Annotated in this window: 12 protein-coding genes and 1 tRNA gene; 2 read left to right on the top strand and 11 right to left on the bottom strand. The window is 69.2% G+C overall.

Annotated features, from left to right (window positions below; translation table 11 throughout):
* Nucleotides 1-30: 30 nt before the first annotated feature.
* The 5 genes from trmD to ffh all read right to left on the bottom strand — a co-directional run bounded on the left by trmD (nt 31) and on the right by ffh (nt 4,010).
* Complete coding sequence (gene trmD / locus E5843_RS05055) at nt 31-804, bottom strand: tRNA (guanosine(37)-N1)-methyltransferase TrmD (protein WP_136412019.1); 774 nt, start codon at nt 802-804, stop codon at nt 31-33.
* Nucleotides 805-917: 113 nt separating this feature from the next.
* Nucleotides 918-1,433 carry a ribosome maturation factor RimM gene (rimM, locus tag E5843_RS05050; protein ID WP_136412018.1) on the bottom strand — a complete coding sequence of 172 codons (516 nt, stop codon included), beginning with the start codon at nt 1,431-1,433 and terminating at the stop codon, nt 918-920.
* Nucleotides 1,434-1,476: 43 nt separating this feature from the next.
* Nucleotides 1,477-1,737 carry a 30S ribosomal protein S16 gene (gene rpsP, locus E5843_RS05045; RefSeq protein WP_136412017.1) on the bottom strand — a complete coding sequence of 87 codons (261 nt, stop codon included), beginning with the start codon at nt 1,735-1,737 and terminating at the stop codon, nt 1,477-1,479.
* Nucleotides 1,738-1,786: 49 nt separating this feature from the next.
* Complete coding sequence (locus E5843_RS05040) at nt 1,787-2,620, bottom strand: aminotransferase class IV (protein WP_141065734.1); 834 nt, start codon at nt 2,618-2,620, stop codon at nt 1,787-1,789.
* A 22-nt stretch (nt 2,621-2,642) separates the two neighbouring features.
* Nucleotides 2,643-4,010, bottom strand: a complete 1,368-nt coding sequence (gene ffh, locus E5843_RS05035; RefSeq protein WP_134672986.1) for a signal recognition particle protein — start codon at nt 4,008-4,010, stop codon at nt 2,643-2,645.
* Between the two features lie 118 nt (nt 4,011-4,128).
* Between ffh and E5843_RS05030 the strand changes: the two genes are divergently transcribed.
* On the top strand, nt 4,129-4,920 hold the full coding sequence (locus tag E5843_RS05030; protein ID WP_134672985.1) for a cytochrome C assembly family protein: 792 nt from the start codon (nt 4,129-4,131) through the stop codon (nt 4,918-4,920).
* A gap of 13 nt (nt 4,921-4,933) precedes the next feature.
* Here the strand turns inward: E5843_RS05030 and radA are convergent, their stop codons facing one another.
* A complete protein-coding gene (radA, locus tag E5843_RS05025) occupies nt 4,934-6,343 on the bottom strand; it encodes a DNA repair protein RadA (protein ID WP_141065733.1) in 1,410 nt (469 codons plus the stop codon).
* A 137-nt stretch (nt 6,344-6,480) separates the two neighbouring features.
* Between radA and E5843_RS05020 the strand changes: the two genes are divergently transcribed.
* A complete protein-coding gene (locus E5843_RS05020) occupies nt 6,481-7,179 on the top strand; it encodes a hypothetical protein (RefSeq protein ID WP_136412014.1) in 699 nt (232 codons plus the stop codon).
* A 12-nt stretch (nt 7,180-7,191) separates the two neighbouring features.
* On the opposite strand, the gene E5843_RS05015 is transcribed toward E5843_RS05020, so the two are convergent.
* The 5 genes from E5843_RS05015 to ileS all read right to left on the bottom strand — a co-directional run bounded on the left by E5843_RS05015 (nt 7,192) and on the right by ileS (nt 12,601).
* Nucleotides 7,192-7,503: a hypothetical protein gene (locus E5843_RS05015; RefSeq protein WP_136412013.1), complete on the bottom strand. Its 312-nt coding sequence runs from the start codon at nt 7,501-7,503 to the stop codon at nt 7,192-7,194.
* Between the two features lie 136 nt (nt 7,504-7,639).
* Nucleotides 7,640-7,715, bottom strand: a tRNA-Thr gene (locus E5843_RS05010).
* A 70-nt stretch (nt 7,716-7,785) separates the two neighbouring features.
* Nucleotides 7,786-8,736, bottom strand: a complete 951-nt coding sequence (gene ispH, locus E5843_RS05005) for a 4-hydroxy-3-methylbut-2-enyl diphosphate reductase (RefSeq protein WP_134672981.1) — start codon at nt 8,734-8,736, stop codon at nt 7,786-7,788.
* Nucleotides 8,737-9,188: 452 nt separating this feature from the next.
* The gene (gene lspA / locus E5843_RS05000; RefSeq protein WP_136412012.1) at nt 9,189-9,689 is read right to left on the bottom strand and encodes a signal peptidase II; all 501 of its coding nucleotides are present in this window, start codon (nt 9,687-9,689) and stop codon (nt 9,189-9,191) included.
* Nucleotides 9,690-9,775: 86 nt separating this feature from the next.
* On the bottom strand, nt 9,776-12,601 hold the full coding sequence (gene ileS / locus E5843_RS04995; protein WP_244240865.1) for an isoleucine--tRNA ligase: 2,826 nt from the start codon (nt 12,599-12,601) through the stop codon (nt 9,776-9,778).
* Nucleotides 12,602-12,607: the final 6 nt, after the last annotated feature.

Here is a 12,607-nt window from a genome sequence, read left to right as displayed (position 1 = left end):
GTAGGAAGCTTGCTGACGCCAGCGCCCGCCTCACGCGCCGGGTTTACCTGCAGGGCCGGCACGATAGCCCGCCAGCAGCTTGCGGTCGGCGGGCGACAGGCGGGCTTCGTCGACCAGGTCCGGGCGGCGCTCCAGGGTGCGCCCCAGCGCCTGCATCCGTCGCCAGCGCGCGATCTCGGCATGGTTGCCGCCCAGCAGCACCTCGGGCACGTCGCCAAGCGCATGCCGCGGCGGCCGCGTGTAGTGCGGGCAGTCGAGCAGCACGCCGCCCTCGATCGCGGCATCGGCCTCGAAGCTGTCCTGGGTGGCGGATTCCGCATCGTTGAGCACGCCCTCGCGCAGCCGCGCCACCGCATCCACGAGCACGGCCGCGGGCAGCTCGCCACCGGACAGCACGTAGTCGCCGATCGACAGTTCCTCGTCGACCTCGGCGGCGATCAGGCGTTCGTCGACGCCCTCGTAGCGACCGCACAGCAGGATCATCCGCGGCAGCGCCGCCAGCTCGCGCACCCGCGCCTGGTCGAGCAGCCTGCCCTGTGGGCTCAGGTACACCACGTGCGCGGGTTGCGGATCCGCCTCGCGCGCGGCCGCGATCGCCGCACGCAGCGGGTCGACCAGCATCACCATGCCGGGGCCGCCACCGAAGGGGCGGTCATCGACGCGGCGGTAGTTGCCCTCGGCGTAATCGCGCGGATTCCAGCCATGCATCGACAGCAGGCCCCGCTCGCGCGCACGCCCGACCACGCCGAAACCGGCGCAGGCATCGACGAACTCGGGAAACAGGCTGATGACGTCGATGCGCATGAAGGTGACGGACTCGGACTGCGGGACCGGACGATACCAGGGCGGCCCGGCAGGCCGCCGGCGAAGGGCTGACGAAGCGATGCAATGCGTGGCCCAGGGGCCGCGCCCTGCAATCAGAAATCCGGGTCCCAGTCGACCAGGATGGTGCCGGCGTCCATATCGATCTCGCGCACGTAGTCCGGCCGGACGAACGGAACCATGCGCTCGCGGGCATCGTCGCGCACCACCAGCACGTCATTGGCACCGGTGGAGAACACGAACGCCACCGTGCCGAAGTCGACGCCCTCGACATTGCGGACACGCAGGCCCTCGAGGTCGACCCAGTAGAACTCGTCCGGACTCGGCGGCGGCAGTGCGCTGCGTGCCACCCAGATCTCGGTTCCGCGCAGGGCGTCGGCGCCGTCGCGATCCTCGACCCCGGGCATCGTCGCCACCACACCCTTCGGCGTCGGACGGCCACGCGCCCCTTCCATGACCCGCTCACGGCCCTGCGCATCGCGCAGGGTCCAGGGCTGGTAGCGGAAGAGTTCGATCTCGGGATCGGTGAACGATTCGACGCGCAGCTCGCCACGCACGCCGAAGGCGCCGTGGATCCTGCCCAGCAGGATGCGACGGGTGGGATCGGTCATCGTCGTACGGAGAAGGCCGCGCCGACCGGCGCGGCCGTCAGGCTCAGGCAGCGGCCGGCTGGGCCTTGCCCGCTTCCTTGTACAGCGCGCGGACCTTGTCGGTCATCTGCGCACCCTGCCCGACCCAATGGTCAACGCGGGCGGTGTCGAGCACGACGCGCTGCTCGGCGCCCTGCGCAACGGGGTTGTAGTAACCCACGCGCTCGATGTTGCGACCGTCGCGCGCGCTGCGCGAGTCGGTGACGATGATGTGGTAGAACGGGCGCTTCTTGGCGCCGCCGCGGGTGAGACGGATCTTGACCATGGAGTTCTCGGTGTTGCCCAGTCGCCAGGATGGCGAGGTAAGCCGGCGATTATAGCGAAGCCGTTGCGGCGACGGTAGGGCCCTGCCCCGCTCGGGCGTCCAGGGAATCCCACGGGATGCGGGCATCCGCCGCGGCGGCCAGCGCAACCAGCGCCCCCGGATCCTGCATTACCCGGCCGTCCACCGATGCCAGCGGCTGCACGCCGCGGGAGTTGCAGGCGATCCCGGCCAGCATCGGCAGCTCGTCCAGCGACACCACGCGGGTCAGCTGCGGCACCCCGGCCCGGCCGAATTCGCGCTGCAGCAGCTGTTCCCGGGTGCCGCGCAGTGCCGGGGCTTGCGGCCAGACGACCTGTCCGCGATCCCACAGTGCGAGGTTCCAGGTCGATCCCTCGCACACATGCCCATCCCGGGTGACGAACAGCGCATCGTCGGCACCGGCTGCGCGCGCCAGACGGCGGTAATGGAACAGCGGGAAGGTGCCGACGTGTTTCACTTCCGGCGACTCGCGCACGTAGGTGAACGACTTCAGCTGCAGGCCATTGGTACCTGGGAGCGCCGGCGGGGCCAGCGACACCAGGACGACCGGTCCGGGCTCTCCCGGGTGAACCGTTATCCGGAGGGCCGCATCGACGAGCCCGCTGGCCGCTATGGCGGCTGCACAGTGGGCGCGGACCCGGCCGGTGTCCAGCGCCTGCGCGTACAGCGTGCGGTGCGCCCGGTCCAGCCGCTGCAGGTGCAGCTCGAGGCCCTGCACCGCCCCGCCACGCATCTGCATCGTGGTGAAGTGGCCCTCGTTGACCAGCGCAGGAAGGGCGAGATCAGCAGCCGTCGCCGGGCGGCCTTCGCGGAAGATCAACAGCGCTGGCCCCGTCGATGTCATCAGCAGAAACCGGCGCGGTGGCTCAGCGGAACGGCATCCCGCCGCGGCCGCCCATCATGCCCTGCAGGCCGCGCATCATGCCCTTCATGCCGCCGCGGGACATCTTCGACATCATCTTTTCCATCTGCTGGTACTGCTTGATCAGCTTGTTGACGTCGGAGGGATGGGTGCCGGAGCCCGAGGCGATACGCGCGCGACGCGAACCGTTGAGCAGCGCCGGGTTGCGACGTTCCTTCTTGGTCATCGAATTGATGATCGCGATCATGCGCGGAACTTCCTTGCCGGTGACCTGGTTCTTCACCGTGTCCGGGATCTGGCCCATGCCCGGCAGCTTGTCCATCAGGCCGTGGATGCCGCCCATGCCCTGCATCTGCTCGAGCTGGTCGCGCATGTCGTTGAGGTCGAACTTCTTGCCCTTGGCGACCTTCTCGGCCAGCTTCTGCGCCTTGTCCTTGTCGACCTGGCTTTCGACCTGTTCGACCAGCGACAGCACGTCGCCCATGTCGAGGATGCGGCTGGCAACGCGGTCCGGGTGGAAGACGTCGAGGCCGTCGGTTTTCTCGCCGGTGCCGATGAACTTGATCGGCCGCCCGGTGATGTAGCGCACGCTCAGCGCGGCGCCACCACGGGCGTCACCGTCGGTCTTGGTGAGCACCACGCCGGTCAGCGGCAGCGCTTCGGAGAACGCCTTGGCGGTGGTGGCGGCGTCCTGGCCGGTCATCGAGTCGACGACGAACAGGGTTTCGACCGGGTTGACCGCGGCATGCAACGCCTTGATCTCGGCCATCATCGCCTCGTCGATGGCGAGGCGGCCGGCGGTATCGACCAGCAGCACGTCCACGTACGACTTGCGGGCGTCGTCGATCGCGGCGCGCACGATATCGACCGGCTGCTGCGAGGCATCCGACGGGAAGAACGTCACCCCCACCTGGTCGGCCAGCGTCTTCAGCTGCTCGATCGCCGCCGGGCGATAGACGTCCGCGCTGACCACCATCACCTTCTTCTTGCGCTTTTCCTTCAGCAGCTTTGCCAGCTTGCCGACGGTAGTGGTCTTGCCCGCGCCCTGCAGGCCGGCCATCAGGATCACCGCCGGCGCCGGCACGTTGAGATTGAGCTCGGCGGCCTGCGCGCCCATCACCGCGGTCAGCTCGTCGCGCACGACCTTGATCAGCGCCTGGCCGGGGGTCAGCGACTTCAGCACCTCCTGGCCGACCGCACGCACCTTGATGCGTTCGATCAGCGCCTGCACCACCGGCAGCGCGACGTCGGCCTCGAGCAGCGCGATACGGACCTCGCGGGTGGCCTCGCGGATGTTCTCCTCGGTCAACCGCCCGCGTCCGCGCAGGCGCTCCATGGTGCCCGACAGGCGCTGGGTGAGGGACTCGAACATGCAGATTCCGCACTGGAGACAAAGGGGCCGCCGATTATACCCGTCGGTCCACGCAGGCTCCGGTGCGACCATGCGTGCGAGGCATACGACGCGACGATGCGTGTGCGACACTTTCGCGATGACAACCATTCTCATCGCGACCCTGCTCTACCTCGTCGCAACGGGCCTGCTGGTACGCACGCTGGCACGGGAAACGCCATCCAAGCGCGCGGCCTGGGCGGTGCCGGCGGTGCCTGGCGTGGCTCTGCACGGCGTCGCCCACCTGCTGGCCTGGCGGGGGCTCGGCGGCGCCGACCTGCATTTCTTTTCCGCCCTTTCCCTGGCGGGCCTGGGCATGGCGATGGTCACCCTGCTGTTCGGGCTTCGCGGCCGGATGGCAGCATTGGGCGTGGTGGTGTTTCCGCTGGCGGCGATCTCGCTGGTCGCCTACGCCGTGACCGGCCGGCACAGTGCTGAAGGCCTGGACTGGCGCCTGCAGCTGCATGCGGGCCTTGCCCTGCTCGCCTACGCCACGCTCGCCATCGCCGCGCTACTGGCGTTGATGCTGCGCGCCCAGGAACGCGCCTTGCGGCGGCGTGAGTTCCACCGCTGGCTGCGCGCGCTGCCGCCACTGACCGAGCTCGAAACCCTGCTGTTCCGAACGATCACCGTCGGCTTCGCGTTGCTGACCGCGACCCTGCTCACCGGGGTGCTGTTCGTGCATGACTTCTTCGCCCAGCACCTGATCCACAAATCGGTGTTGAGCGTGCTGTCGTGGCTGGTGTTTGGCGCGCTGCTGTTCGGACGCTGGCGCTACGGCTGGCGCGGGCCGCCCGCGGTGCGCTGGACGCTCACCGCGATGGTGCTGCTGGTGCTGGCGTTCTTCGGCAGCAAGTTCGTGCTGGAGCTGGTGCTGCAGCGGACCGGCTGAGCTGTGTACGACGCTAGAGCGCGTCGATCGCGTCGGCGAGGCGCTCCACCGCGATCACCTCGAGTCCTTTCAGCGCACCCGACTTCGGCGCATTGGCCCTGGGCACGATCGCCCGCTTGAAGCCGTGGGTGGCCGCCTCGCGCAGGCGCTCCTCGCCATTGGGCACCGGGCGGATTTCGCCCGACAGGCCGACCTCGCCGAAGGCGATGGTCTTTTCCGGCAACGGCGCATCGCGCAGGCTCGAGAGCACCGCAAGCAGCACCGGCAGGTCGGCTGCGGTTTCCTGCACACGGATGCCGCCCACCACGTTGACGAACACGTCCTGGTCGCCGACCAGCACGCCGCCGTGCCGGTGCAGCACCGCCAGCAGCATCGCCAGGCGGTTGCCCTCCAGCCCTACCGCCACCCGCCGCGGGTTGGACAGCGGCGAGCTGTCGACCAGCGCCTGCACCTCGACCAGCAGCGGACGCGTGCCTTCGCGGGTCACCATCACGCAACTCCCCGGCTGCTGCGTGCTGCCACCGGACAGGAAGATCGCCGACGGGTTCGGCACCTCCTTCAGGCCCTTGTCGCCCATCGCGAACACGCCGAGCTCGTTGACCGCGCCGAAGCGGTTCTTGAACGCGCGCAGCACGCGGAAGCGGCTGCCGCTCTCGCCCTCGAAATACAGCACCGCATCGACCATGTGCTCGAGCACCCGCGGACCGGCGATGCCGCCCTCCTTGGTGACATGGCCGACGAGGAACACCGCGGTACCGGTTTCCTTGGCGTAACGCACCAGCCGGGCGGCGCTCTCGCGGACCTGGCTGACCGAACCCGGTGCCGCAGTGAGCGATTCGGTCCACAACGTCTGCACCGAGTCGGCAACGATGAGTTTCGGCCGCATTGCCGCGGCATGTTCGAGGATCGTCTCCACGCCGGTTTCGGCCAGTGCATGCACGCCATCGAGCGGCAGGTCCAGGCGCGCCGCGCGCCCGGCCACCTGCCCCAGCGATTCCTCACCGGTGACATACAGCGCCGGCAGCGTCGCCGCCATGCGGGCCACCGCCTGCAGCAACAGGGTGGACTTGCCGATCCCGGGATCGCCGCCCACCAGCACCACCGCGCCCTCGACCAGGCCGCCGCCGAGCACGCGGTCGAGCTCGCCGATGCCGGTCGACACCCGCGCATCCTCCATGTGGCGCACGTCCTTGAGCGCGGTGACCTTGGGCGCCTCGACCGCGCCGGCCCAGCCTGCGCGTCGCGTCGCACCACCGCCGGCGGCGGCCTTTGCCGCAGGCTCGATCACGAACTCCGACAGCGTGTTCCAGGCACCGCAGCCGGCACACTGGCCCTGCCATTTGCCGTGGTCGGTGCCGCACTCGGCGCATACATAGGCGGTACGCGCGCGGCCGGCCTTGGCCGTGGCTGGAGCTTTGGACATTGCCGGAAGGATCCGCGGAAAGGAGCGACAGGGTAGCGGGCGCCCGTCGCGCAGGGCGAGACCCGGCACGCCCGCCCACCGACGGGTGTCGCAGCCGATTCGCTATGCTCGACCGACCCTTGGATGGCGAGACCCGTATGGATACGAATGCACTGCTGTTGCCGGCGCTGTTGTCGCTTTCTGCCGCCACCGCCGCCGCGGCTGGCACCCGGCCACCCCACGGGCATATCGAATTCCTGTGGGAAGCGCGCGATCCCGCGACGCAGGCGCGACCGGTGGCGCTGGGCCTCCTGCTGCATCCCGAGCGGCCGCACCAGCTGTGCTGGAAATCCTCGCGGTTCCCGGATGGGACCGTCAGCGTGCGGCTGCTCGCGAAGCGCGACGCCACCAAGGTGGCGCTGGTGGAGGAGACGGTGACGGCCGCGGCGCCCATCGTGCGCTGCCATCCGTTCGAGCCCGCACGCCACGGACTGGCCGCCGGCGAGTACGAGATCGTGCTGACCTATGACGACATCGAGGTCGCGCGCGAACCGGTGGAGATCGCCGCCGACCTGGCCAGTGCCGGTTTCCATCGCCGCGATGCGGTCTTCGTGCAGGGTCGCACCAACTATCCGGCCGGGGTTGCGCCGGAGGACTACCGCGGCCACTTCCTGTGGACGCTGACCTTCGGCGCCGACGGCCGGGTGATCGACGTCGACACCGTGGAGGCTGAAGGGATTGCCGCATCGATGCGCGAGGCCGGTGACCAGGCGGCGCGGCTGTACCGGATCGGCGCCGCCGACGAGCCGGGGGCGGCGCCCGTCCGCTACCGTCTGCGGTATGACCTGATGCCCTGACCGGGCGTCCCGTCAAGCGGCTGCGGCCACCGCGCCCACGGAGGGCTGCATGCACAGCGGCATTGGCGGTGGCGCAAGCTCACCCGGCAGCAGCAGCGCGGCGAAGTCCTCGTCGGACAGCACGCTGTAGCCACAGGCATCGAGGTCACGGCGCACGCCGCGCCAGCCAGGCAGGCGCGATGCCTCGCCGACCTGCTGCATCCAGCCGTGCACCACCCCGCCGAGCGCGGACATGGCGTCCTCGGGCAGGCATGTGCCGGCCGGCGCGACCACATATCCGTCGACGTCGCGGGTGATGTAGATATCGATGCAGCTGTGGTCCATGGTGCGCCAGCCAGGTGGGTTCGGAGCCGCAAGTCTGGGTCGCGAACTGCGTAGAACCGGTGAACCGGCGATGGCTGGTCGATGACAGCGGGCTGCTGAAACGACGACGCCCCGCTTTCGCGGGGCGTCTGGACCCTGGTGCCGGAAATAGGAATCGAACCTACGACCTACGCATTACGAATGCGCCGCTCTACCAACTGAGCTATTCCGGCGGGGGCCGCAGATTCTAGGGGCAGCGCGGTGCGCGGTCAAAGGGGCCTGCGTCGCGCGGGCGCGATGGCCTCACTCGACCAGCTGCACCCGGAGTTCCTTCGGCAGCGCGAACACCATGTTCTCCGGCTCGCCGTCGAGTTCGCCGACGCCGTGCGCGCCCAGTGCGCGCAGGCGTGCGATCACGCCGTCGACCAGCACGTCCGGCGCTGAGGCGCCGGCAGTGACGCCGATCCGCTGGCGACCGGCCACCCACGCGGGATCGATCTCGTCTGCGCCGTCGATCAGGTACGACTCCACCCCGTCGCGCTCGGCGAGCTCGCGCAGGCGGTTGGAATTGGAACTGTTCGGCGAGCCCACCACCAGCACCAGGTCGCAGCGCCGGGCGAGATCGCGTACGGCGTCCTGGCGGTTCTGCGTGGCGTAGCAGATGTCGTCGTTCTTCGGCCCCTGCAGCGCGGGGAAGCGCGCGCGCAGTGCGGCGATCACGCTGCGGGTGTCGTCGACCGACAGCGTGGTCTGGGTGGTGTAGGCGAGGTTCTCCGGCTGGCTGACCTCCAGCCTGGCGACGTCGGCCTCGTCCTCGACCAGATAGATCGAACCCGCGCCCGCCTCGCGCCGCCACTGCCCCATCGTGCCTTCGACTTCCGGATGGCCGGCGTGGCCGATCAGCACCACGTCGCGGCCGGCACGGCAATGACGGGCCACCTCGAGGTGCACCTTGGTCACCAGCGGGCAGGTCGCGTCGAACACCTTCAACCCGCGCCGGTCGGCTTCCGCACGCACCGCCTGCGACACGCCGTGGGCGCTGAAGATCACCGTGTTGCCGTCCGGCACCTCGTCGAGCTCCTCGACGAAGATCGCGCCACGCGCGCGCAGGTCCTCGACCACATAGCGGTTGTGCACCACTTCATGGCGCACGTAGATCGGTGCACCGAGGGTCTCGATGGCGCGCTTGACGATCTCGATGGCGCGGTCGACGCCCGCGCAGAAGCCGCGGGGATTGGCGAGGATGATTTCCATGAGAAAGGGATTCTAACGGAGCGACGCCGCATTCACCCTGAAGCGTCGGCCATGTACCGACTCGTGCCGGACACGATCGCCCCTCTCCTGCTTGCGGGGTGAAGCGGCACGCCTGCGAGCCATGGGCTCGGGTGCCGATGAACGCCCGAGCGGCAACGCGAGGGCCGGGGCGCGGAGCGGGGGATGGGGTGATGAGGGCACACCTGCCGGAAGAAGCCCCTCATCCGCCCCTTCGGGGCACCTTCTCCCGCGCGCGGGAGAAGGGCAAGGCTGTCCGCTCCTTGACGGGAGAGCTCCCTCACCCGCGTTCGGGCACCTGAATTCGCCCCATCCATGGCGTCCACCCTCCGGGCGGCTTCGCCGTCCGGCATCGGGATTTCTGCGGATCTGTGTCCCGCCAGCGGGAGAAAGGTGCCACGCAGCCCGGCACCCCACGGCGGTGCGGAGTCGGCCTACCGCGTCTTCTTGCCGTCCTGGAACAACCCGAACAGCGCGATTCCGACGGCACCTCCCACCACCGCCATGTCGGCGATGTTGAACGCCGGCCAGTAATGGTCGCGCCAGTGCCACTGGATGAAGTCCACCACGTGGCCATGGATCTGGCGGTCGATGACGTTGCCGATGGCGCCGCCGATCACCAGCGCGAACGGCAGCGCGGTCTTCCAGTCGCGGCGCGGGGTGCGCGACAGCCAGAACGCGAGCAGCCCACTGATGCCGATGGCGAGCGCGGTGAAGAACCACTTCTGCCAGCCGCCGGCATTGGCAAGGAAGCTGAACGCCGCACCGGTGTTGTAGGTGCGGTACCAGTTCCAGAAGCCTTCGATCACCGGGATCGCGGTGTACTCGGGCAGGCTGGTCAGCACCCAGTACTTGGTGAGCTGGTCGAGCGCGATCACCAGCAGCGACAGCAGCAACCAGGCCAGGGCATCGGGTTTCGGGCGCGGGGTCGTCATGGGTGATCGTGCACTCGGGTGATTCGCGGGCCGGCATCATGCCGCAGCCGGCGGGCTGCGGAGCGATCGCGGCGAGCGGCAGGGCGTCAGAACCAGCGCCGGTCCTCGCCTTCGCCTTCGATATTGGTCACGCAACGGCCGCAGATCTGCGGATGTGCGGCAACGGCGCCGACGTCGGCACGGTGCTGCCAGCAACGCACGCATTTCGCCCTGGTGGTCGGTGTGGCTACGATGCGCAGCGCATCCCCCGCCTCGTCGGCATCCACCACGCTGACGTCGCCACTGATCAGGAAGAAGCGCAGCTCGTCGATCAGCGGCGCAACGCGGTTGTGGTCGGCCACACCTGCGCGCAGTTCGATCTCCGCTTCCAGCGCGGCACCGATCGCCCCACTGGCGCGCATCGGCTCCAGCACCTTGGCGACCTGCTCGCGCAGCGCAAGCAACCGCTCGAAGTCGTCTTCCGACAACGGCGCATCCGCCGGCAACGGCGCCAGGCCCTCGTACCAGGTGGCGAACAGCACGTGTTCGGCGCGTACGCCTTCAGGCGTGTTGGCGGGCAGATGCCGCCACAGCTCATCCGCGGTGAACGCCAGGATCGGCGCGATCCAGCGCACGAAGCCTTCCACGATGCGGTACATCGCGCTCTGCGCGCTGCGCCGGCCGCGCGAATCCTCGGGCATCGTGTACAGCCGGTCCTTGGTGACGTCGAGGTAGAGCGACCCGAGGTCCACGCTGCAGAAGTTCGACAACGCCTGCACCACTTCAGGGAAATCGTAGCGCTCGTAGGCGGCGACGATGCGCTCCTGCAGCTGGAACGCGCGGTGCACGATCCAGCGGTCGAGCGCGACCATGTCCTCGAGCGGGCGCAGGTGCGCGGCCGGATCGAAGCCGTGCAGGTTGCCGAGCAGGAAGCGCGCGGTATTGCGGATGCGGCGGTAGGCGTCGGCACTGCGCTTGAGGATCTCGTCGGAGACCGACATCTCGTTGCGGTAGTCGGCCGCGGCGATCCACAGCCGCAGCACGTCGGCGCCCATCGCATCGACCACCTGCTGCGGCGCGACCACGTTGCCCAGCGACTTCGACATCTTGCGGCCGTCGGCATCGACGGTGAAACCGTGGGTGAGCACCTGGCGGTACGGCGCAACGCCATCCATCGCCACCCCCGACAGCAGCGAGGACTGGAACCAGCCGCGATGCTGGTCGGAACCTTCCAGGTACAGGTCCGCCGGCTTGCGCAGCCCATCCTGCGGGCGCTGCGCAAGCACGCATTCGTGGCTGACGCCGGAATCGAACCAGACATCGAGGATGTCGGTGACCTTGTCGTAGCGCGCGGCATCGCCGCCCAGCAGTTCGGCGGCATCCAGCGCATACCAGGCGTCGACGCCATCGCGCTCCACGCGCGCGGCGACCTCGCGCATCAGCTCGGCCGAGCGCGGGTGCGGCTGCAAGGTTTCGCGATCGACGAACAGTGCGATCGGCACGCCCCAGTAGCGCTGGCGCGAGATCGTCCAGTCCGGGCGGCCCTCGACCATCCCGGCGATGCGGGCCTGGCCCCACTCCGGCACCCACTGCACGTCCTCGACGGCCCGGAGCGCATCAGCACGCAACTGCGCCTGCTCCATCGAGATGAACCACTGCGGCGTGGCGCGGAACACCACCGGCGTCTTGTGGCGCCAGCAGTGCGGATAGCTGTGGTTGAGCGTGGCATGCGCCAGCAGCGCGCCGCGCTCGCGCAGCGCCTCGACGATCAGTGCGTTGGCCTTCCACAGATGCACGCCCGCCAGCACGACCCCGCCCATCGGCGCCGTCGTCGGCAGGTACACGCCGCGGCCGTCGACCGGGTTCAACACGTTCGCGGGGGTGCTTTCGACCAGGCCGTAGCGCTGGGAGACGACGAAGTCCTCCTGGCCATGGCCGGGTGCCGTATGCACCGCACCGGTGCCGTCCTCGTCGGACACGTGCTCACCGAGCAGCAACGGGATCTCGCGGTCGTCGTAGAACGGATGGCGCAGGCGCAGGCCTTCGAGTGCGGCGCCGCGCTCGCGTCCGTGCACCGTCACTTCATCCACGCCGTAGCGCGCCAGCACCTTCGCCGCCAGCGCTTCGGCCACCACCAGCCACTGCCGCGAGCCATCGCGCAGCGGGCCTTCGACAGGCGGACCTTCGACCAGCACGTAGTCGATGTCGGCGCCGACCGACACCGCCAGCGATGCCGGCAACGTCCACGGCGTGGTGGTCCAGATCGGCACTGCGACCGACACGCCCTCCTCCAGCACCGCACCGAAGCGGCCCGCCAGCGCGGAGGCGTCGATCGCAGCGTAGGCCACGTCGATCGCCGGCGACTGCTTGTCCTGGTACTCGATCTCGGCCTCGGCCAGCGCGGACTGGCAATCGAAGCACCAGTGCACCGGCTTGAAGCCGCGGGTCACATGGCCGCGCTCGACGATCTTCGCCAGCGCACGCAGCATGTCCGCCTCGTAGCGGAAATCCATCGTGAGATACGGGTTGTCCCAGTCACCGGTGACACCGAGGCGCTTGAAACCGGCGCGCTGCAATTCGACCTGGCTGGCGGCGTATTCGCGGCACTTGGCGCGGAACGCGGCGGCATCGAGCTTCTCGCCGACCTTGCCGTGGGTCTTCTCCACCGCGTGCTCGATCGGCAGGCCATGGCAGTCCCAACCCGGCACGTAGGGCGCGTCGAAGCCGGCCAGCAGCTTCGACTTCACCACCATGTCCTTGAGCACCTTGTTCACCGCATGGCCGATATGGATCACGCCATTGGCATACGGCGGGCCATCGTGCAGCACCCACTGCGGGCGGCCGCGCGCGGCATCGCGGATGCGCTGGTACAGCCCCTCCGCCTCCCAGCGCGCGAGCGTCTGCGGCTCGCGCTTCGGCAGGTCGCCGCGCATCGGGAA

The sequence above is a fragment of the Luteimonas yindakuii genome, from assembly GCF_004803715.2.
Taxonomy (GTDB): domain Bacteria; phylum Pseudomonadota; class Gammaproteobacteria; order Xanthomonadales; family Xanthomonadaceae; genus Luteimonas; species Luteimonas yindakuii.
This window is presented reverse-complemented; position numbering and strand designations above follow the sequence as displayed.